This window comes from Pseudoalteromonas sp. Of7M-16 (genome assembly GCF_022347805.1).
GTDB lineage: Bacteria > Pseudomonadota > Gammaproteobacteria > Enterobacterales > Alteromonadaceae > Pseudoalteromonas > Pseudoalteromonas luteoviolacea_F.
On the sequence record NZ_JAKRFY010000007.1, the window covers coordinates 13184 to 36512 of the forward strand.

The 23329-nt window shown below is 41.4% G+C and carries 11 protein-coding genes; 9 read left to right on the top strand and 2 right to left on the bottom strand.

Going from position 1 to position 23329, the window contains the following annotated elements; all coding sequences use genetic code 11:
* The first annotated feature begins 82 nt into the window (after window positions 1-82).
* From MHN81_RS08830 to MHN81_RS08855, 6 genes are all read left to right on the top strand, one after another.
* Window positions 83-904, top strand: a complete 822-nt coding sequence (locus tag MHN81_RS08830; protein ID WP_239425553.1) for a nicotianamine synthase family protein — start codon at window positions 83-85, stop codon at window positions 902-904.
* Window positions 905-908: 4 nt separating this feature from the next.
* Entirely contained in the window at window positions 909-2177 is a 1269-nt protein-coding gene (locus MHN81_RS08835) for an MFS transporter (protein WP_023401995.1), read from the top strand.
* 14 nt (window positions 2178-2191) lie between these two features.
* Window positions 2192-2644: a hypothetical protein gene (locus tag MHN81_RS08840; protein ID WP_023401996.1), complete on the top strand. Its 453-nt coding sequence runs from the start codon at window positions 2192-2194 to the stop codon at window positions 2642-2644.
* Between the two features lie 160 nt (window positions 2645-2804).
* Entirely contained in the window at window positions 2805-3527 is a 723-nt protein-coding gene (locus MHN81_RS08845) for an ABC transporter ATP-binding protein (RefSeq protein ID WP_023401997.1), read from the top strand.
* Between the two features lie 71 nt (window positions 3528-3598).
* Window positions 3599-5041 (top strand): DUF3526 domain-containing protein, encoded by a 1443-nt coding sequence (locus MHN81_RS08850; protein WP_023401998.1) that lies wholly within the window; start codon window positions 3599-3601, stop codon window positions 5039-5041.
* Window positions 5028-6386 (top strand): DUF3526 domain-containing protein, encoded by a 1359-nt coding sequence (locus MHN81_RS08855; RefSeq protein ID WP_239425554.1) that lies wholly within the window; start codon window positions 5028-5030, stop codon window positions 6384-6386. Before MHN81_RS08850 ends, MHN81_RS08855 begins: the two co-directional genes overlap by 14 nt.
* A 436-nt stretch (window positions 6387-6822) precedes the next feature.
* On the opposite strand, the gene MHN81_RS08860 is transcribed toward MHN81_RS08855, so the two are convergent.
* On the bottom strand, window positions 6823-7506 hold the full coding sequence (locus MHN81_RS08860) for a hypothetical protein (protein WP_239425555.1): 684 nt from the start codon (window positions 7504-7506) through the stop codon (window positions 6823-6825).
* 825 nt (window positions 7507-8331) lie between these two features.
* Here MHN81_RS08860 and MHN81_RS08865 point away from each other — a divergent pair.
* The 3 genes from MHN81_RS08865 (at window position 8332) to MHN81_RS08875 (ending at window position 21234) form a co-directional block, all read left to right on the top strand.
* The gene (locus MHN81_RS08865; RefSeq protein ID WP_239425556.1) at window positions 8332-9765 is read left to right on the top strand and encodes a hypothetical protein; all 1434 of its coding nucleotides are present in this window, start codon (window positions 8332-8334) and stop codon (window positions 9763-9765) included.
* Window positions 9762-20780 carry a SpvB/TcaC N-terminal domain-containing protein gene (locus tag MHN81_RS08870; protein ID WP_239425557.1) on the top strand — a complete coding sequence of 3673 codons (11019 nt, stop codon included), beginning with the start codon at window positions 9762-9764 and terminating at the stop codon, window positions 20778-20780. Before MHN81_RS08865 ends, MHN81_RS08870 begins: the two co-directional genes overlap by 4 nt.
* Window positions 20781-20919: 139 nt before the next feature.
* The gene (locus MHN81_RS08875; protein ID WP_239425558.1) at window positions 20920-21234 is read left to right on the top strand and encodes a hypothetical protein; all 315 of its coding nucleotides are present in this window, start codon (window positions 20920-20922) and stop codon (window positions 21232-21234) included.
* A gap of 285 nt (window positions 21235-21519) precedes the next feature.
* On the opposite strand, the gene MHN81_RS08880 is transcribed toward MHN81_RS08875, so the two are convergent.
* A complete protein-coding gene (locus tag MHN81_RS08880) occupies window positions 21520-23280 on the bottom strand; it encodes a hypothetical protein (protein ID WP_239425559.1) in 1761 nt (586 codons plus the stop codon).
* Window positions 23281-23329 lie beyond the last annotated feature (49 nt).

Genomic DNA, 23329 nt, shown 5'->3' on the forward strand with positions numbered 1-23329 from the left:
TTCAGTTGAGCAGTTTACATTGGGGTTACTTGTGGGATATGTTATAACATAAAAATAGGGACAATACAGTAAATACTAACTTATGAATATTTCAAATCAGGCTGCCATTCACGCGACTCAAATAGTGGATGGGTTCCAGCATATCAAGTCAATGTCCACGCTTGAGATCACGCCAGATAACATGGCTACCTTCCATCAATTTTTAGATTTGCTATCCAATGAGCATGGTAGTGAGTTTGCCGACAATGTACTTGCGCAGCCGCAGATCCAAAAAATTAAACCTGGGATACAGCAACTGTTTAGCCACGCTTCAAGCTTATACGAACGACACTGGGCTGAGCGGATTGTGGCAAGTGATGACCCAAACGAGGTGTTGGGCAACGAGTATCCATATTACAAACACTATCAACGTGCTACTGGATTGGAAATAAACGCCATTCACTCTTTGGCGGATACGCCTGTGAAAAACGTGCTTATGGTCGGCTCTGGTGCATTGCCATTGACGACGTTAGCGCTACACAACTCGGGTTTAAAGGTTGATAACCTAGATATCAATGGCCCAGACCTGTTGCTTGGCCAGCAAGTGTGTCAGTCACTCTCACCGGGCAATGAAATGACGTTTATTCACAATGATATATGTCAGCAAGGCAACTTGGCGCAGTACGATGTTATTTGGCTCGCGGCCCTTGTTGGTGATGAATCACTAAAAAATAAAATTATCGCTCACCTGTTTGAACAGATGAAGCCGGGTTCACAATTGGTTGTGCGAACGGCATACAACCTGCGGACCTTGCTTTATCCAAGTATTGACGAACAGGGACTAGCACCGTTTCAGCTGAAACTTAAGATCCAAACTTATGCTGATAATTTTCATTCAATTTTAATAGCGCAGAAGCCAGTTTAAGATTATGTCTATTTTTACCTCATATTTTAAGCTGACAGCAGAATATCGATGGATGTTGATCGCTGCTTTTGTATTTAACCTTGGGTTTTATATGCTGATCCCGTTCTTAGCGGGGTATTTGAAACAAGATTTGTTGCTGAGCGCAACCTTGGTTGGGGTGGTACTTGGCGTACGCTCATTTTGTCAGCAAGGACTGTTTCTTGTTGGTGGTCTTTTAGCTGACCTATTTGGCGAGAAAAAACTCATTGTAATTGGGTGTTTGCTAAGAGCGCTTGGTTTTTGTTTATTCCTGTTCTCTGATGTGACGGCAATCTTATTTCTTGCTGCGTTTTTAACCGGGTTTGCAGGGGCACTATTTACTCCAGCTGCACAAGCGTATTTTTCCAAGCAACAAGTGCTCAGTCGCGCACAAATGTTTTCTTTGGTTGGCGTGGCGAGAAATGGCGGGGAACTGTTGGGCCCTGTTTGCGGTTTGCTTTTGCTCAATATCAGTTTTGATATCTTGTGCATCGTCTCTGCACTGCCATTTGCCATGTTTGCGGTTGTTTTCACATTATTGATCCCACAACATCAAAAACAGCAGCAAAGCGACCAGACCAATGCGTCTTCATCATCCAAACAGGGTGGAGTAAAAGCGATGGTAGCGGGTGTACTGAGTAACCGAGAGTTTTTGAAGTTCTCGGCGGTGATGGCTGGCTATTTTATGCTTATTAACCAAATCTCCTTTGCAATACCTATGCATATTGTCAATCAGCAAGGTGCGCCGCAAGATGTGGCATGGGTACTAACGCTATGTGCCCTGATCTCAATATTTTTACAGTTTCCAGTAACTAAGTTATGTGAACGTTGGCTGTCACCAAAACAATGGATAAGTATTGGTATTGCATTGATGGGGGTGTCTTTCTTAACGCTTATTCCAAGCTGGCCTTATAGCCAAGGCGTATTGTATTACCTACCACTTAGCTTACTCGCAGTTATTTTTACCGTGGGTACCATGGTCAGTTTCCCATTTATCATGAGTCAAATCTCTGAACTTGCTAAAGACAAGTCAGTGGCAACTCATTATGGCTTTTTTTATCTATTTGCTGGCGTTGGTTTGATCGCAGGCAGTAGCGTTGTCGGCGTTGCGTTTGATCTTTCAAACATTAATGAGCACTTAGCATGGTATTGCCTAATCTTCATTGGCCTTATTACGGCGATACTAAACACGCTGCTGATGTCTTCCGCTACCCAAGAAGACGAAAGTCAAACAACCAGCCCATCTACCCATTAAGTAAGGAACATCAAATGATTCAACTCACACCACAGCAGCAGCGCGCTTATATGTCGGACTATTTAGAAAATGGTTGGCGTGAAGAGCGTATGTCTTTTAGTTCAGTATCTCTAGAGCCTGGTTATATTGATGGCAGGATCAATGTCGAGCATTTTCAAATGCCAGGAGATGGTCAATTTCATTTTAGCGCACAAAGTGCAATGATTTGGATATCTCAGCTGGGCATTATTTATGGCTGTTGGGATAATCAGCTTACCGAAAAAGTAGGGGAAGTGTACCTGCGAGATTTAGATATTAAATTCAAGCGCCCTATTAACATCACAGAAGAAGTTCGATTCGAAGGATTTTTTCCAAAACACTGTAAGAAGCAACTGTCAAAAGACCTTGTGTACTATAAAAATGGGCAGATCCATGTTGAGGGAGGCGCATTTACAGGCACAGCCAGTTTTCTTGTGCCGATAGGTTAAATGATAAATGTTTCTATTTAATCAACAAGTGTTATGTTATAACTAAGCAATATTGCGTTCATCGCATATTTCAAGTTCCGCTCAAGTTAAATGCATTGTGCACCGTATCCGGGACAATGCATTTTGCTGAAGCGGAATTTTTTAGTATAAGGAGTGTTTTGTGTTAGAAGCCAAAAATTTAAATAAATCATTCTCAGAAAAACAAGTGATTAATGACCTGAGTTTTAAGGTCGAGCAGGGCGAAATTATGTGTCTGTTGGGCGCAAATGGCGCAGGTAAAAGTACCACCCTCAATATTTTTCTCAATTTTTTACAGCCTGATAGTGGCCAAGCGCTGATTGACGGTGTGAATGTACACAGCAGTTCGGGCTCAAAGGAAAAACTCGTTTACCTTCCAGAGCAAGTAAACCTTTATCAAGAATTTAATGCCATAGATAACCTCAAATACCTCGCCAGTTTGTCTGGTCTAGTTGTGTCTGAAGCACAGATCAATGCCGCGTTAGATGAGACCGGTTTAGAGCCAGGAGCACGCTCTCAATCATTAAAAAATTATTCAAAAGGGATGAGACAAAAAGTGGGCATTGCTTTTGCGATTATTCGTGAAGCCAAAGTACTCTTACTCGATGAGCCAACCTCAGGTTTAGATCCGAGTGCAACCCTTGAGTTTATTCGTATTATCGAGCAGCTTGCGAAAAAAGGTGCGGCCATTTTAATGGTAACCCATGACTTTTATTGTGCGCATACCCTTGCGGATAAAATTGGCATCATGGACAAAGGGACACTGTTAACTTTGCTCGATAATAAACAACTTCCGCTCAGTACTCTGGAAAATACCTACCATGAGTTGATTTCAGGAAAAAGTGCGATACGCGAGGCAAGCTAACGCAGCAATTAACGCAGCAAAATACAACTCGTTGCGTAATAACACCGCGTTTATACAGGAAATATAATTACATGATTAATACCAGAGTAATGAAGATATTTCGCCACGAATTAGCCAGTAAGCGTAAAAGCCCTAGCTTGTGGTTGATCTTCATCATGATCCAACTATTGCTTGCTATCGCCTTGTTTACTGGGTGGCAGCAATATCAACACAATGCACAAACGCAGGCCACGGCACAGGCCTTGGTAGAACAGCAGTGGGAAGCTCAGCCAGATAGACACCCACACCGAGTTGCACATTTTGGCCATTTTGCGTTTAGAACGCCAAGTGCTCTAAGCTTTTTTGATTTAGGAGTAAACTCATGGGTTGGCAACAGTATCTTTTTAGAAGCCCATAAACAAAACAGTGCAAACTTCGCTAATGATCAAGACGGCGGTACGTTACTGAGGTTCTCTGAGTTAAGTACTGCTAATATCCTTTTAACCATCTGGCCCCTGCTGATCATTGCGTTAGGCTTTGCCAGTATCAGTGGTGAACAAAAAAGTGGCACTTTGCGTCAGCTTATGTCCATGGGCGTTTCATTCAGAGATTTGATCACTGGGAAAAGTCTGAGCTACTTATTGTTGTCAGTGATATTTATCTTACCAGTGTTTATTTTGGCATTATTACTCGCCTTTAGCACAGGTGCCTCTTTCTCTTCTGAAGCCCCGCTGAGACTGTTGCTGCTATTTACCGTGTATATATTGTATTGTTTATTTTGGATTGGCTTAACCCTATTCGTATCAAGCCTAGTGAAAGCACCAAAACAAGCATTGGTATTACTCACATCTTTATGGTTTATTTTAACCATTTTAATGCCTAGAATGCTGGCCGAATTTGCACACAACCAGTACCCACATCAAAAGCGTAATGACTTCGAGTTGGCTATCAAGTTAGATAACCGCAAAGTAGGTGACAGCCACAATCCAAATGATCCTTATTTTAACAAGTTCAAAGAGGACACTCTCAAAAAGTATGGTGTTAGTACAGTGGAAGAGCTACCAGTCAATTATAGAGGCTTGGTGATGCAAGAAGGTGAAAAACTCAATGCCGAAATCTATAAAAAGCACTATGAAAACCAACTAGCGCAATTTGCGGCGCAGCAACGCTTTGTAAGCCAGTTTTACTGGTTAAATCCCTATTTATTTGTTCGCGATTTTTCAATGGCACTGACGCGCACAGATACTAGGCACTTTTTGGACTTTGAGCAACAAGCAGAAGCGCATCGCTACGCACGTATTCAAAAGTTGAACCAATTACACACCAATGAGATCCATCATCACAACGACAGTGATCAACGTATTGATAAATCTTACTGGCAAGAGTTTGAAGCGTTTTCTTATCGGTCTCCAGTATTGAGCTGGTCGTTAGGTCCGTTTTCTTTGGTTTGGTTACTGCCTTTGCTGGTGGTCTTGGCGATGTTTGGGTCTTTGAACTCAAAAGGTATGCAAAGGAGAGTTTATGCTACTGTTTAAACTTGAATGTAAGCGACTGTTCTCAGGGGCTGTAAACAAACTCGTTCTGTTACTCTTTTTAGTTGCAGGTATTTTTGCGATTTATCAAGGTGCTCAAGGCTATAAAACGTTACGTATCGATCAATACAAATCTAAAATAGTTTTTCAAAAAGAACGTGAACACGTCAATAAAAGAGAGACTCTCCCTGCCGCTGGTTCGCTTGCCTATTATGCCAGTGCGCCGACTGAGTGGAAGTTGAGTCCATGGGCAGCTTTGTTTGTTGGAGAAAGTCATTCTTCCATGGTTGCAACTAAAGTGCGTGCCACTGCATTGCAAAGCCAGATTTTTAACCGCGAGATTGTCAACCCTGCACAGCAGCGTACCGGTGGCTTAGATCTGGGTTTTGTATTGGTATATTTGCTGCCTTTAGTCATCGGTATATTGACGGTTACACTGATTTCTGATGAACAGCATGCGGGCCGCTGGCGAATGCTAAATGCACTGCCAACCAGCGCGTTTAGTCAAGTGGCAAAGCAGCTTGCACTGCGTTTTGCTGTGATTTGGCTGTTAGTTATACTGCTGCTAGTGAGCGCTGCAATACTGCTGTCTTTGCCTTTTGATGGCATATTTTGGACTGTACTAGCTGCGACCAGCTTATATATGGTTTTTTGGTTTAGCATTGCCGCGCTAATTATGAGCTTTGGCAAAAGCAGTGTGTTTAATAGCTTAACCTATTTAAGTAGTTGGGTTGTGTTTGCCATGTTACTGCCCAGTGCAGTGCACCTATATCTGTCAAATCAATATCAAACCAACGCACCACTTGAAATAAGTCTTAAGCAGCGTGTAACGCTTAATGATGGGTGGGATAAAGACAAGCAGCAAACCCTTAATACATTTTTGCAGCATGAATCCAACTGGCAAGACACGACCCCATTAGGTGAAGCGTTTGACTGGAAATGGTATTACGCCCAACAGCATTTGAGTGATGTTGAGGTTGAACAACTGTGGCAGCAGTACCGTGAGACCAATCTGATGCGACAGCAAAGTTTACAGCGCTTGAGTGTGCTATCTCCGTCCTTGTTTTTCCAGCTCAAATTGAATCAGTTGGCAAATACTAGCAGCGCAGATCAGGCAGACTACCGTTTACAAGTAGCCGAGTATCATCAACAGATCCGTCATTTCTTTTATGACTTTATGTTTTTTGATAAGCCAGTGACAAAAACGGATGTGGAAAACTTCCCACTATTTGAAGCAAAAACGCTAACTAAAGGTATTGATGTTTGGCAGCTGTTGACAAGCACACTGTTTATTTTGGTTTTGGTGATTGTTGCGACACGCAGATTAAAGCAACTCCGCCCAATTTAAACAATAAAGCAGAGGCCCTATCAACAGTGGCCTCTGTTTACCTATCTCGCATCAATTGAGTTAAACGCGATGTTAAAGTGAAGTGCTAATGAGTCCGCACGGCCTATGTACACTCAAGGAAATCAGCTATTAAGGGCTGCGATCCAAACTTCTGTCATATTTCTATCCTAAAGAGACATTGTTGCGACTACGACCGATCCCTGTTTGCCCATGCTATTCAACCGAGCTCAATTATCATAGCAGTTTTTTTATAAGTACTTGCAGACTTAAAACTGTGCTCCATATAATAAGAGCTCTGTATGTTATAAAACTCAGTGATATTTATTACCTAGTTTTATTTGTATGTGATAATGAAGTGTACTTAAATTAATTCGGTGTTAAACGTTGCGTTGAACTGTTTTTTATAAATCATACTCATGTCGGTTATGCCAGAGCTTTATGCTGATATATTTACTCTCGGGTTTATTGCATCAGCCATCTTGTAAGAGAATAGTAAAGAGCTGCTCAATACTTTTTCTTCTAACGTATGATAATCTTGGCCAAAACCGTCATCATGAAATTGTTTCTCAAAACTGTTACTTAACTCATTTAGTCTAAATTTTCCGTAAAAGTCTTTAGCTTCAACATTACTATTTACGTCAAAATAGCGAACAATATCTGCCATACCTTCATGTACTTGCTTGTAAGCGCTTTTCAGCTCCTCGTTTTCATTTATTTGTGCCTCCAGATCGGCTCGGAGCGCTTCAGTTATATTTCCACCTACCAGTTGGAGAGAGCCATCTTCTTGTTGAGCAAGGTCGAGTGTGCTTAAATCGATATTTGGATGTAAAGTCGACTGCGCATCTTTAAACTTTCCAAACTCTTTTAGTGTTGTTGCAAAAGCGGCTTGTGTTTTGTCCTGTATTTCGAAGTTCTTCACATTATAGTCATACGCTTCTTGTTGAAACCTCTTTACTTCTTCTTCGCTTACGACAGCCGTATTCTCAATCGATGTTGGGGCTGCAATGAGCTTTTCAGCGCGAGATTGTGTATCAATGGTCGTAGATTTTGTTTTTGTTAAAGCCGCGTTATTGCTGATTAAGTCATGTTGTGACTTTTGAAGAGAAGATTTTATATCCATAGTATTTTCCTTGATTATTCCATCTCAATCTCAGTACTTTAATATAAATCCAGTCATTTTCAAGTTTGATTTAAAGATGTAACCTCTAACTAGAGCGGTACAAAAAAACGTCAATGTGCAAAGCGTTGTTTTTTCTATTTTGTTGATTTTTAAGGCTTGTTTATGGGTTGTTATATAGTCCATTACTACTAACTTTGCATGACCATTATTAATATTTTTTACTAGCTATAGTCGGCCGTGGTATTGTGTGGTGTCATCCTTTTTTCTTTGTACGTGCATTTTATAAAAAAGCTTTGGTCACTAATTTCTGGGGTTAGAATCGTACTGTCTGAAAGTCTTCTATATTTGAAAAGTAAGACCTAGATTTATAATTTCTGGTTTTTTAATTTTTACTGAAAGAATTTTTCTAATTCCTTTTTCCTATTTAATAAACTAGCAGTATAGGGCGAAGAGTAGCCATCTAAATGACTTTTATAGCTGTTAAAGTTGCTGTTCTTATGTGCTTTTTATGTGATTTTTATGCAAAGTTTAGTAATTAATTTAAATGTATTCAAATTCAACTTTCAGCATAAAAAGACCTTTTTCGTGCCGGTTTTATAATCAGTGTTGATTTTTCTTTTATTATTCTTAAAATGTTTTTTATTTTAATTTTTTATTAAATCATTATTTATGTTGTGTAACCCGATTTGTTTTTTAATAAATTTTTACATTATTTTATTGGCTTTTCTTTTGTTTCTAATGGGGGGTGTTATTATTTGCGCCATTTTAACTTTCCTGCTGCTTATTTAATGAGCGAGTAGGTTTTATTTTATAGGGATTTTAAATTTGAAAAGGTTGATACACTTTCCTTTGATTTTTTTCTTATTCCATATGCCATTCAAAAGCTTTTCTCAAGAGTTTGAACAAGCATATGTACCTATCGGTTTAGATGGTATTACATTGATATTACCAATTGATGTTTACCCCTCAAAACCTGTTTATTTCAGCGTTAAAAATACAAGCACTCACGACTTTGTTGCTTGGAGTTCCGAAAGTACCGCCGATTACTATCAAGTTGAAGCCTATATAAACGGAGAGTGGCGTCTAGTTTCTAATAAGGTTGTTGGGACCAGTGCGAGCTTTAAGGTCGATTCTAGTAGAGAGTATCGTATACGCTCTTGCCATAAGTACGGTTGCTCTGAATGGCAATTGAACAATAATAAAGTGAGTGATGAATTAAAAATCAACGCTTTTTATACTGATAAATCCACTTTAAAAAAAGGTGAAAGTACATTATTGAGATGGTCAGTTATGGGGGCTGCGACGGTTGAAATTAGAAGTAGTGAAGGTTATACATTCTCGCCTTTGAACCCTGTAAGTGGACGAATTACGATCAGACCTCAACGGTCTAGTACTTTTTATATCACGGCATCGGGTTTTTCAGGAGAGAAAAAAACGCTTAAAGTAAACGTGGCTTTAGAGCACGGTTTAATTCGTCATGACGGACATAAAACAGCGTATACCCAACCTTTATATGAACTTCCTTATGATATAAACCATAAAACGGTTTTGACTGATAACGAAGATATATATTTTGGTACGCATGACGGAAAGTTATTACACTACCGATATAAAAAAGAGGCTGCTGGTAGTGAACAGTGGCAGTTAATTTGGGAGCGCACGTTAAATGGTATAATTAATAACCCGCCAACACTGCATAATCGAGAGTTGTACTATTCGGTCAATATTTTTGGCGGGCGCAGCCAAATTTGCAGCGTAAAACTACAACAGCTACCAACACATAACTGTACTTCTATCAAATACGGGGAAGTATATGCCAGTCCAATCGTAATCGACCCCGACTTTTTGCCCCAATCAAATTTAAGCTGGTTACAGAAAAATGGGATCACACCTATTGATAGCCAAGTTATGCGCGGTATTTACGTTTTTTATCGAGATGGCAAAATCGAAGTGTTATCTCAGCTTTCTAAAAGCACAACTTCTCGCCAATTTACCTTACCTTTTCATCCGGCAAACCCAATTTTGAATACGCCGCAATTGTTAATTGGCGCGCCAAATACAGCAAGTGAAGGAAAGCTGCAATTCACCCTTATTGATGGCGATAGGTTGGTGGGTTTACCCGTGCCAGTTGAATCGCAAGGCAATTCGATAGTTGAGCGTGCACAGCAAATGTTTCGTTTTAGTACTCAATCAGCTGCCAGTGAGTCAAAGGCAGCGCAGGTGCAAAAACTAGATGAAGCATGGAGCGCAGATTTATGATGAGTTTATTTAAAAAGGCCTTAAAAGCGACTGCTTTATTGGTCGCAAGTAGTTATACCCACTTAGCTTCGGCGTCCGAGTGTGGGTCTAATGCCAATGCAACAGTTATACAAGAAGGCGACTCTTATTTAATTGAAGAAGTTATTGGTCCTTGGGACTATAGTGGTCGCGACACAGAATACTATGATGGATTTATTGGAGTAAAAGTTAATCAGATTAACAATTATACTCAATATGATGAATGGACAAAGCATGGAGACGATGTTCAGTGTGTGCGCGTCCGTGGGTTAGACAAGGGCACGTACAGTATTACCGCAACTTATGGTGCGATGTCTGAAGACCATGATCCAGTTGATGGCACAACTCATGTGATTGGTGGCGCTCTTGATATTGACAGAACGGTTAAGGTCGTAGCCAAAACAACGCCAGACTTTACTCAAGCCGATGTGAGCCCGCGTGCAGGAGATTTGGCTACGCGAGACCCTGTCACTGTTACTTTCAAGGTGGACGACAGTGGCAAGGATATTGAACACTTCAATATCTATCGCAATAACACGTTGGTAAAGAGCTGTACAACTTCGAGTTCAGGTTCGTTGTCATGTAGTTACACTGATACTAATGCCGCAATTGAGGAGTGTGCCACAGAGTGCAAGGTTACCTGGCATGCAACCGCCTCGGATAAATTTTCTAATTCGGGTCGCAGTTCAGATATTGTTGTCACCTATCCTAGCTTGAACTCTCCACCTGTGATTAAAGAGCTCAGTGCTGATAAGACACATATTCCTTCTGGTGACACGGTTACCCTTAAAGTGCATGTGACCGATGCAGATAATATTGCGTCTCTCCAATTAAGTTCACTGAAGCTTAAAGTGGGTGATGTCAGTAAGAACTTAACGGAGTTTAGTTCGAGTTGTTCTGGTAAAAAAGAAGTGAAATGTAGCATCAAACTGGATATACAAAAAACCACTTCTGTGCAGTTAACAGCAACTGATGGTGCAGGAGCAAGTGATGTTGCTTCGAGAACAATTTATGTTGTTAAAGAGCCTTTAATTAAGAGTTTTACTGCGTCGCCAACTTTAGCGACGACAAATAGCCCTGTATCAATAAGAGCACATGTCATTGACTTTGTCGGTGTAGAAGAATTGTACTTCTGTAAATTTGCCGATACTGTTGGAGGTCAAATTGATCCGCGAAACGGGTGTGGAGAGCTAAATAAAGTTCACACTTGTGAAGTTAATTCACCTCGCCAAACGAACTTTTATTGTGGCTTTGAAGACACCCAATCGGAGTCTGGGCGAGCTTTATATTCCTTATATGTTAAAAACAAACAAGGTCAATCGAATGCCTCGATAAGAAACGTTCTGTTTCAAAGTGTCCTTGGTGTAAAGATCGAAAGTTCAGGGACTCTAAGGATCACCGATGGGGGGACGTTCAGAATTCCTGTGCAGGTTACAACGCCTGCTTCAGGTAAGGCATCTTACAGAGTAGATAGTCTTGAGCTGAGAATTGGCAATAAGGTAGTAAATCCTGCTTCATACACGATATCTCCTACGTTGCCGCAACACTTTTACAATGGTAGTGTGATTTCCTCAGCACAAGGGACTAAACAAAGAGCCATCAATTTCAATATTGCTTGGACGCCAGAGCGAGCGGATTTTGCTGATACAATCCCGCTTACAGTCGTTGCCAAAGATAAAGCAGGGAACGAAGCTTCTGTAACGAGTTGGGGATTTGAAGTTCTCTATCATGCCATACCAAGCACACCGAATGTTGTGATTTCAAACCCTGAAGAGGGACTCTATTCTGCGACAATTACAGACTTTAATCATGCCCACGCATTAGAAGTCTTAGTTAAAATTGGCAACGAGTATATTCAGACTGTACCTAGATGGGTCAGTGTACGGGATAAACTTCAGTACTATTTTGATATACGGACTCAGGCGCATCATCAGAATCAAACTTTGGAAGTTAAAGTCAGAGGTCGACGCAGTTCAAACTATGGTCAATGGGGGGTAGCAACTAAAGCTGGCATAAAACACACTATTCAACCTATGCCAACGTCCTTTACCAACACTGAAGCACAGGTCGGCGGTGACTTTACACTCAATTGGGTCAACCAAAATGATGGCAATACAACTTCTTATAAAGTGCTATCTTGGCCTGGTCTTGCGAGCGATAAGTCAAGCAGTATGGTGACTACTCATATTAGTGGCATTCGCTCACTTTCTTTTGGTATCAGGAACCTCGATATAGGGCTTCGCACTTATGAAATAGTGTCGTGTGACAATGGAAATGTTCGCTGTACAGGTGGGCATCAATTAACTATTGAGCATATACCACCTAGCATCACGGATGTGTCTTTTTCGAAACCGACTCAGGCGGCGAAAAGCACCATGACAATCAGTGGGTTTGGATTACATGGCTCTCAATCGGCCGCAGAAATCAGAGTTAGAAAAACAGGCGAAACGCTATTTTTAAACGCAAGTGCCTTAACATTAGCGAATGGAAAACTCACAGCGCAAGTTGATAGTAAGTTCTATGATGCGCTGAACCAAGGCGGTGTGATTGTCACAGTCAATAATGGGGTGAAACGTGATGGACAACCTGTTTATAGCAGTATCACGGTGGATGACTCTGGTAGCTCAACTGCCGTAAATCTAGATAGACCTTATACCTATAGTAATAATGGTTATCTTTATATCGGTGGTGAAACAGGCCTTAAATCATTCTTTGTCGATATGTCCAAGCACAATAATGGATTGATTGCGACCACACCGTTTGCAAGAGATTTTGCTGTGAAGTCTAAGCCTCTGGTTGAGAGTCAGGACGGACGAGATGCAGTTTATTTTGGTGCACAAAACGAAAACTTTTATAAAGTAGAGCATGTCTTTAGCCAAAATAACATGGTACTTAAGTGGTTTTTTAAAACTGCTGGTGTGGCAGAAGCCCAAGCGCAGTTAGATCAACAAAACAACTTATACCTTGGAACGCTAGGTGGTGCGCTTTATTCAGTCAACCCAGACAATGGCGATGTGCAATGGCACTACAGCTTCCCACACAGTGGCGGTATCACGAAACAACCTCAAGTTTTTGCTCCAAAGTGTGTTGATGGTCAGGGGCAGCAAGTGAGTGCTGAATTATGTGGTTCAAGCACTTCTCAAGACCTCGACTTAGTCCCATCCTTGGTCCGAATTGAAACAGGCGATGGTGAAGTGCATGACATTAGCGACCGTATGATGGGCGCAAATGCATTTAAATGGCACGAAATTGATACGCTTCTCGCTGGCAACTACCAAGATGAACTTGCTAGTTGGGAGCCGACAAAATGGCAACCAAGTCAAGATAATGCAGGGGTCGCCGACGTTGCCAAGGCAATCTTTGTCCTATTGCAAAAAAATCCTTCAAAGGCAGAAATTAGCTTTTTGACGTATTTGCTAGCGCATGGCCATCCTTTTAACGAAGTGGTCAATGCATTAATTAATGCTAATGAAAATCTATTAACTGAACCTGATAAATATGCTGAATTTGTCGAACAATTATTTAAATACCTAGATGGTTCATCATCCCTTGCTGGCAAAACTCAAGCACAGTGGGTAAGTGAACTTGAGGCTGGCACAACCCATGCCGATGTTGCTATTGCGCTATTAAATAGCAGTCGCAGTCAATATACAGATGCCGCGTATAACATACTGTACTACTACTACGACTTCTGTTTGGTAGGAAATAATTGTAGCTATGACGTGGACAGTGATAACGATGGGATCAGCGACTGGGTAGAGATCAACGCGGGCACTTTGGCATCGGATAGCTCAGATATGCTGATGGCTCCTGATTTAACATTAGTGAGTGATAAAGGCGATACGATACTTTCTGCCTCTTCTGATGTCAGAGTAGATAGCTATTATCTAGAATACCGCACAGGTACATCTCCATATCATGAGCTAGCTGTCATTGACGCGAACCAAAACGCTGAGCGTTACTTGACCACATATCGCAACCAATTTGGCGAAGGTATACACTGGTTTAGAGCTAAAGCTTGCTTAACAATTCCAGCAATTGAAGGTAAAGTCGTGCAAGTTAGAGCGTGTTCGGCTAATTTCTCGCAAGAGGTTAACTTAGATTTAGAAGACACGTCAGCTGATGGGCCTATCGGTGTGAATTTAGGTGTAGTTGCAGCCAGCAAGCCTTCGCTGAGCTCGTCATTGTTAGAAGATAATGCAGCACAAGGGGCAACGCTTGGCAGCTTTAGAGTCACAGAAGGGGGGGCCGCAAGTTATAATATTCCAATTTCACTTCCGAGCGGAATTGCAGGTGTTACACCAAGTGTAAGCTTATCTTATCACTCACAAAGCCCTGAAAGTGCCTTGGCGCTTGGTTGGAGTGTCAACGCAGCAGGGAGCATTGAACGATGTCGACAAACGGTTGCTCAAGACGGTCAATTTAGACATATTAATTTCGATGAAAATGACCGCTATTGCTTAAATGGCCAACGTTTGATTGAGATTGACGAGCAAGATCAGGGTTACGACGGCCAATATATTGCTGTATATAAAACTGAAATCGATAGCCATATCAGAGTGCTGCGCAGGCAAGGCCAAGATGGTGACTACTTTGAGGTGCTAGGGAAAGATGGCTCGGTAAAAGTGTTTGGTGACACAGTGAATAGCCGTGTTGAGATCACGGATATGAGCGACACCGCTCAAATCACGACTTGGTTATTGCGCAAGGTGACCGACAATATTGGACGCGAAGACAATGCGATCACCTATACCTATAAGCACGTATTTAGTGACGCAAGGCAGTCTCAGCCTGCTTTAGAGGAGATCAACTATAGCGGTAATACTGTAAAGTTTGCGCTGTCTAAAGCACTGAAATCCCGTTCGGTATCAGTGACTGAATACTCAGAAGTATTTGACGATGCACAAATTAATGGTATCTCAATAACTAATCACAATAATGTCCCACTGGGCCGTTACGACTTTGTATTTGACGAAGCGGCAAATGGCATTAGACAGCTTAGAGAAGTTGCGCATTGTATTGAGGCACAAAGCGGCAATGAAGTTTGTAAACAGCCAATCAGGTTTGATTATAATCCGATTGAAACTCAGTTACCTTTCCAAGAATATTATGGCGATGTGTCGAGCACGGGTCACGGCTTGGCGGCAATGACACTTGCTGATCTTCAAGGGGATGGCTCTACTGAAATAATCACACTTGAAAAGTTACATAATAAGAGCTCAAGGGAGTATCGACTTTGTGCGTCTACGAGTGATACGCAAGAGGTCGATTGTATAGATATCAAACGGGGCATCGAACTAAACCCAGAAGACTACCTTGGTCCTGATGGCAACTTAGACATGACCGCGTATGAAACAGACTACCGTCTGGGTGAAGATGACCATGTTTCAATATTAGCAGTGGATGTTGATGGCGATGGTAAACAGGCTATTTGGGTTAACTATATTTCTAAAAAGTCTCTATCGCCAAAAGCGCACTACTGGAGGCAGTTTGAATTTGTAAATGGCCGTTTTAGTGAAGCGACAGATCTACCGCTGCATGACCCTGCTGCGCCAATGTTCGAAATTAAAATGGCGGACTTAGATGGCGATGGTTATGCCGACTTAGTATATAAAACTCATGAAGAAGGTAAAAACCTTCACGCCAGCTTCTGGGATCACAACTTACAAAGCTTCACAAAGGGCTTTGAACTAGATACTGAGTCAGAGAGTAAATGGGGACGTTTCACGCAAAAAGGTACTGACTGGCAGTTGCTAGACATGAACTTTGATGGCTTGGCTGATATTGTCGCGTTAATGTGCCCAACCTTTGGTGATTGTGAAGAAGCCCACGCAAACAGGATCATGGTACATTACAACCAAGGCGTTGCGAGTGCTGCAAATGGCGAGAGAACATTAGCACGGTTCGATAGCAGTGGTATTTCAAATCAAGGTCAGACACTCAACGCGCAGTACATTCAATTTTTAACTCCTGCTGATATTAACAGTGACGGGTTAATTGACATTATTTACATGCGTAAACATGCAAGCCTAGATGAAATCAGTTGGCATGTGTTGCTCAATCGCAGTGGACGTAAATCCTACTTTGATGAAGTTGCTAAGTTTTCAACTGAGCAAAGCGACAGTGATTCAGTATCGGACAAAATTCCACCTATGATCTCTGATGTCGATCGCGATGGGCGGGCAGAGCTATATTTCTGGAATGAAAAGTCGCGTATATGGCGTAAATATGAGTGGCAACCTGATGGACTTCATTTTAGTGATCAAGGCTCAAATGCACTGACTGTCAGCACTTTTAGTATAGACCGAGGAGAGAGCGCCTTTTTAGCTGATGTTGAAGGTGACGCTAAATTGAATTTGGTTTACAGGTCTAAAGGTGCCGTAAGGGTGTACTTCAATTCCGTTAACAAAGCCCATGAAGGCGCGCTTTCGACCATATATCAAGGTGGCAATGAAAAAGGGCAAAATAAAACTCAAATTGAATATCGTTTACTAAATGATACCAGTGCAAGCGGTTTGTTCTCGCAAATTTATCTTGAGGCGCAGGCGCCGACAGACCAAGATACTAATTTATTTGCTAATCAAAACTTAAAGGTGTCTGAGTTGATGGGGGCAATGCCGCTTGTAAGTAAGGTGACATCTGATAGCCCGGCATTGGCAAGTGAACTCAACGCAACAACCAGCATAGAGTACCAGTACCAAGGCGCTAAAGCGCAGTTTGGTGGACGAGGCATGCTGGGTTTTCAAGCGGTTTCAACAGCCCATGAGAAGGGTGGCAAAACCTTTAAAACAACGACCCGTTACCATCAAGCATTCCCACTTACAGGCATGCCACACTCAACTCATCAGTGGATGGACAATACGCTAGTAAGTGTTGCGATTAATGAGTATGACATTGATTCCAATGACATTGATTCCATTGACGTTGGCGTCGAGCTGGTATACCAAAAAGAAGTAAGAGAATGCCAAGGGCTGTTTAATTCTGCTCTAGAGGCAAGTAAATACAACTGTACTCAAACGATCATAGATCAGGATAAATATGGCAATGTGGATACCCTGTCAGTATCCAACTATACGCTTACTGATGCTACATCGTTTATTGACGGTACGAGTAATGCTTCGCCCCTTAAAGTGGTAAAAACGGTGAACGAATACCCAAGCGACCCGATTGCAAAACGTTTAGGGCGCCTTGCGTCAGCAAGTGTTACACATACGCTAAGCAATACAGAGTATTCGACATCGAAAAGTGAGTTTACCTATTACCCCGCAGGTAGTGATTTTGCCTACATGTTAAAAGATGAGATTGTTGGTGCAGACCTTGGTTGCGATCTAAAGCTAACTAAATCATATCAATACGACGTATGGGGGAATATCACAAAAACGGACGCTAAGACCACAGATTGTGAAAGCGGTAATGAGCTAATTCGCAGCACAGAAACCGTCTATGATAATGGCCGATATGTCGACTACACAAAACAACTGGCAGATGGCGGCAATAAAGTCATTGAAGGTTCGAAAGTGGAATCTCGTAACCGATTCGGTCAACCTTTAACATTGCGCAGTATTGACGGTGCCTTATCTGGTTTAATTTACGACCCATTTGGCCAAGAAATAGGAAGCTATTCGGCAACAGGTGCGCATAAGTATTCGTATACTCAGGCGTGTACTGATTCTTCACAGACATATTGTGCTTATCAGTCAGTGTCAGTTGTCAATGGCGAAAAAATCAAATACGAATTTTTTGACAGATTGGGTAGGTTATACAAAACCCGTACTCGCACAGTGAGTGAGCTTGATAAGGAAAATGCTTGGATAGAGGCACTGACTTTTTACGATAAATATGGTCGAGTTGTTGAAGTTAATGAGCCCGGTAAATTGGGCCGCATAAAGACCAACTATGATGTGTTTGATCGAGTATTGAGTACCGAAGATACAACTTCTGGTTTATCGACGACCCATGAATATGAGAGCTTGAAGCACACTGCAACCGTATCTGGAGAGGGCAAGTCAGGGTTAGATGCGAGTCAAACCACCATTACCTACACAAATGGGTTGGGTGAAACAGTATCCGTTGAAGACAATATAGGAAATACACTTACCTATGTATATAACGCGACTGGCTTGCAAACTGAGGTATATTCTTCAGCTGAATCTGATACTGGTACGCCTTTGATTAAAACGCATTATGATGCGCTGGGTAGAAAGGAGCTTGTCGAGGACGTAAATCGAGGAGATTGGAGCTATAAATACAATGGCTTTGGTGACTTGATTTCGCAAACCGATGCACGAGGTGTTACAACTCAGCTGAGATACGACAGCTTTGGTCGAAAAGTCGAGTCATGGACTGAAGGTGGGGCAGGCGATCACCTTAAAATTGAAGGAAAGAGCGTTTGGCACTACGGAACGTCATCAGATGATCTGCATCGCTTGATTTCTGTACAACAAGGAGCTGGCTGGAAGGAGTTTTATTACTACGATATCTTGGGCCGTAATGTGGCTACATTGACCTCGGTCGAGTCTGATCTTGTGTGTGAAGATAATGTCATTTTTGACCCTAAAGTGGGTGATTTGAGATTAACGTCGGATAGCCCAGCGTCAATGCACGATCCGCTGACAAGTCAGTGTGTTATCAGGCAAACCAGCTTTGACGAATACGGTCGTGTAGCATACCAGTTTGACGACTATAGACGTAAAGAGAACGGTGACTACATTGAAGCCCGAGGCACAATGCAGCGCTACCGTGCTGGCCACGTTTACCAAGTATTAGAAGCGCGTAATATTGCCAACAAGCAGTCTTATTTCTTAGTCGATGCGGTCAATGAAATGGGCCAAGTGACTAAGTACTACAAAGGCACTCAGCAAATGGTGGTCGGTTATGATCACAATGGTATGGTGTCGTCTATAAAGACTGAAGGAAATGCACATATTCAAAATGATGTGTATTCATTTGATGCGCTGGGCAACCTATTGAGCCGCTCACAAAATCTAATGCAAACACGTAATTATGCATATGATAGCCTCAATCGAATAACCCATGTAAACAACGTTAGGTTATTTGATTATGAAGCAGATGGCGCGTTAAAAACGAAAAGTGACTACTACTTTGTAAAGCAGCACCAATGCGATGGCTTAACCGAGGATTTACTGGTCGTTAATCATCAGTGGACTAACGAATACGGTGAAGAGGGGACTCCAAGACATGCCCTGAGCTCTCGCTCTGCGAGTACTTACAACAATGTTGCAAATGAGTGCGTTACTTCCACTTTGCCGACGCCATCAGCTGAGCGATTTGAGTACGATGCCAATGGCAACGAAATTGCGATGTATAAAAATGGTGCATCGTCAGCATATCGAAGTGCCGTATATTCAGGGCGTAACAAAGCGGTTACGCTTACTGGTAATGGTGAAACTGTACACTTTGCGTATGATGTTAATAACTACAGATATAAACGCACAGACGGCACACAAACCATTTATTATGTGGGAGCATTAGAGCTTACAGTGACCGATACTGACAATGAGCAAGCTCATATCAAACGTTATATCGGCAATGATGCGCTACAAAAATACTATGGCACAGATACCAGCTATACTAACTGGTTGTTCACGGATCATCAGGGTTCCATTATTGTTGTCACAGACAATAATTTAAATCTGATCGAACGCTTTGAATATGATGTATGGGGTAAAAAGTCGGTCGTCAAAAAAGAGGAAATAGACAACTGGCAAAAAACCTATTTAAATCAAGATCCCAGTGGTTTATTTACATCCCTGCCAAGAAACCTGCGCGGGTATACCGGTCATGAATCAGTATCTCTGTCTGATGATAACCGTATCATTCATATGAATGGACGGATATACGACTCAAGTACAGGGCGATTTATGCAGGCTGATCCTGTGGTACAAGCGCCAAATAATATTCAAAGTTTCAATGCTTACAGCTATGTGCTCAATAATCCGTTAAGTCGCATTGATCCTAGCGGTTATATATCATTAAACCCGTTTAAGCATATAACACGTGCTTTGATTAAAGGTGCGACTAAGATATTTGGAGCTGAGCTTGTTAATATGGTTGGTTCTGCGGTAGCGACCTACATTGGGGGACCTATAGGGGCCGCTGTTTGGAGCTATGAGTTTACCCGAGCAATGGGAGGGTCCTCCTCACAGGCATTCAAAGCTGGCGCAATAGCCGGATTAACCGCAGCCGCTTTTCAGCAAGTTGGCGAGCACTTTAAAGCTGAGTTTGGGATTAGTCCTGAATCGAACTTAACTTTTGCTGACTTAGACATTGGTCAACAGCTACAATGGGCGGGTTCCCATGCGTTAGTTGGCGGTATTTCATCCGTTGCCTCTGGCGGTAAATTTGGTCATGGCTTTGTCTCGGCAGGATTTACCAAGATGGCTATGGGCAATGCTGGGTTTGACATGAATAACCGGGACTGGGAGGCAGTTGCAGGTAGGACAACTGTGGCAGCGATAATAGGTGGTACTGCGAGTGTATTGACTGGAGGCAAGTTTGCCAATGGTGCAAAAACTGCTGCTATGATGCATTTGGTCAATGGTGAAGGAAGGACCTTTTTAGAAAAGGGTTCCAGAAAAGCAACCCGAAGAGTGATGAAAGATGGTAGAAATGTAGTGGAGGAAAGGCCTTTTGGAAAACCTACTTGGGAAGGGATCGGTGCGGCAGGTAATATAGTAGATAAACTAATAAAAAACCCAATGGCCTCGCTTTTCTTTAATATCGATTTGTTAAAACAGCATTTTGGTATGTATGAGCTTGTTCAAGACTATGAAACTGAAGGTCTGTATAGAGTTGAATTAGGGGAAGACTTAGCTTACGAATCAACGCCGATTGAAATTTATGAACAAAAGCCTGTTGGACAACCATATTGGAGGTTTACAGGTAAAGTGACAGGTGCTTCCATAGTTGATGTTCGAGGTTGTCTCATTTCTTGTTCCGGACTTGATAGAGGGGTACTAGGTCGTGGTACAGATTAGTAAGATTTTTGATTTATGGTCTATTTTAAAATGTGCGATTTTGTTTTTCGTAATGGGCTTATACGTTAATTATGTAAATGAATTCACTGTTGAGCACATTAATTCTGGAAACTCATATCATGATACTTATGAAAGTATCATGGAAAAGGGATATTCTACGGAGCAAGAAAATAAGTTGTTGAAAAAGATGGAAGAAGAGCTGCTTGAAAATGAAAGTTTCTTAAATGAAGCCAGTGATAGTTATTTTTCAATTCTAATTCTGTGTCTCATTTTATTTAATGCTTTAATTTTCTTTTTTGGAAGGAAAGGTTACATTTCAATTAAACCAGCAGTATTCTCTGTAGTAGTTTTGCTTTCCTTACTAACCTACTCTTCAGGCGTGGGGCAAACAATATCTTGGTTTTTGGTAACGTCTGTTACTTACTTTTTGGCTTGTAAAAAAAAGAGCTTTTAATAAAACATGGATAAGTTTAGGACAGGCACGCTCCTGCTCCTAAACTGTTTTTAGATTGGATAATCCTACAATCATCTATAAGCCCCAGCACTTGCTGGGGCTTTTTTATTTACTAGATAAACACTACAAATTATTGTTCACAATTGCCTAGCTAAAATTCATAGGATGTTGTTTTATAGTTTTTTCTAATTGAGTTATAAGCTCTAAATCGACTGATTTCATTACCAAACATTCAGAAAAGTAATCTTGTTTTTAGTAGTGCAACAACAAGTATGGCAACAAAAATTAGTGGAAATTCTCATATAGATAGTCGACTAGCTCGTTCAGTAATCGCGTCGAGATATGACCAAAAGTAAGGCTACTTAGTTGGTTATACATCACTTTTTTAGATGTATACGGTTTGTTTTCCTGATAAGCATTCTGAACGGCTTTAATTGTGCCTAAATCAGTAATATGTGCATCACTTAATATATCGACGATTGCATCAAGCGCCGGGTCACCAGTTTTCCCAGTATCACGGTGTATTGAGGGGGTTATGCCATGCTTCTTCGCATACCAAGCTGTCAAAGCCAGCAAAACTTGGTTTTTACATTCTTTATCAAAAATGAAGTGTAAGTCACCAATATAGCTGAGATATTCGTCTACAGCTTTATTATCAATGGAATTTTCAGTATGGTTAGCAATCTTGTTTAGGTTTTCTTCTTGTATATCCGCTACCATCATTTCATGACGAAATTCCTTTGAGATTTTACGTGCATTTATTGCTGCCTGCTCAATTTCTTTTGTCGCCTTTTTCAACTTTTCGACTAAATAAAGTTTATCTCGACTAAGTGCTGGCAGGTTGAAAACAGCCGTTAGCAAAGATTGCCAATGCTCTAACGATTGCAGCTCTTCACTAACAAGGGGTAGCTGTTTCTCTGCCTCAGCTAATGTCCAAAAGGGTTTTTGCATTTGAATAAGCTGCCCAACTGTATTAGCTCCTTCAGTCAATGTTGGCACGGTAGCTGCTCGTAACAGCTCTTTAAAACTGTCAGGTGGAACAATGTCACTTTCGTGTTTCTGGATAACGATAACTTGCTTAACCCTCAATTTTGCTATGTCATTGACAACTTCATTGAGGTGAGTGGCAGTAGAGCTTAATAAGTGAATCTTACTGCACCCTTCAACGCTTCTTGCACTGTTCTCAGTACCATTGTACCAAATGATATCTTCCTCACAGTGTTGGCGTAGAATAGTAAAATCGCTGGTATTTTTGGGGTGTAAGGCCAATAGCACCACTGATTTCTTTTGATTTGATACATATTGGTGAAGACCTTTTACCAGCCCGGTAAATGCTCTTGCGACCCACCTATAATCACAAGGGTCGCTTTCAAATAACGCATGTAGACCATAAGTTGTCATGAGTTGGCAATTAAGCAGAGATGGTTGTAATAAGTCAACTAGCTTATGCTTGTTACCGGAGCTTAGGCCTTCTCTCTGACTTTGTAGAGGGTTTAGTGTTGAACTAGGTGCTAAGTAGTCTGCTAACAGGGGCAATGGTTTTAAACGTTCAATTTCTTTACCCAAGCTGTCGAAGATACCTCGCTGATCACTATGCCATGCGAACGGGTTCAGGTTTACTGAACCAAGAAATAGTTCGTCATTTAACTGCTTGTTGTTGTGAGCATTAATGGATTTTATTGCCAACCCCATTTCCCTGCAATTGTCACGCTTTATATCGGCGGCACAAAATACAAAAAAGCGTTGTTTAGTCGCTAATTTTTCTTCAGTATCGACTATTTGTTCAATAGGTACATTCAGTTTTTTAAGCTTGGCAATACTGTCTTCATTACATTCTTTGGATAAATCTGTCCTGCGTCCAAATTTATCCTGTGAAGGGTCAAATGTAAGAAATTTGACCTGCATGCTTAATTCTTGGTTTAAATAACGCCCAAGCCTTGCAGCAGAGGCTTCATTTCCCGTACCACCTCCATTGGCAACAATGATATACGCGGTAATTTCGTTACTTTTTAATAACTCTTTAAGTTTGTGAGATAGTGATGGCATGACATTTCATCTTTTCGTTGCGATTAAAATGCCAATTTATCAAGGCTGC

Coding starts and splice junctions, on each gene's coding strand:
- MHN81_RS08830 (WP_239425553.1), top strand. CDS start 83: ATGAATATTTCAAATCAGGCTGCCATTCACGCGACTCAAATAGTGGAT.
- MHN81_RS08835 (WP_023401995.1), top strand. CDS start 909: ATGTCTATTTTTACCTCATATTTTAAGCTGACAGCAGAATATCGATGG.
- MHN81_RS08840 (WP_023401996.1), top strand. CDS start 2,192: ATGATTCAACTCACACCACAGCAGCAGCGCGCTTATATGTCGGACTAT.
- MHN81_RS08850 (WP_023401998.1), top strand. CDS start 3,599: ATGATTAATACCAGAGTAATGAAGATATTTCGCCACGAATTAGCCAGT.
- MHN81_RS08855 (WP_239425554.1), top strand. CDS start 5,028: ATGCTACTGTTTAAACTTGAATGTAAGCGACTGTTCTCAGGGGCTGTA.
- MHN81_RS08860 (WP_239425555.1), bottom strand. CDS start 7,506: ATGGATATAAAATCTTCTCTTCAAAAGTCACAACATGACTTAATCAGC.
- MHN81_RS08870 (WP_239425557.1), top strand. CDS start 9,762: ATGATGAGTTTATTTAAAAAGGCCTTAAAAGCGACTGCTTTATTGGTC.
- MHN81_RS08875 (WP_239425558.1), top strand. CDS start 20,920: ATGGAAAAGGGATATTCTACGGAGCAAGAAAATAAGTTGTTGAAAAAG.
- MHN81_RS08880 (WP_239425559.1), bottom strand. CDS start 23,280: ATGCCATCACTATCTCACAAACTTAAAGAGTTATTAAAAAGTAACGAA.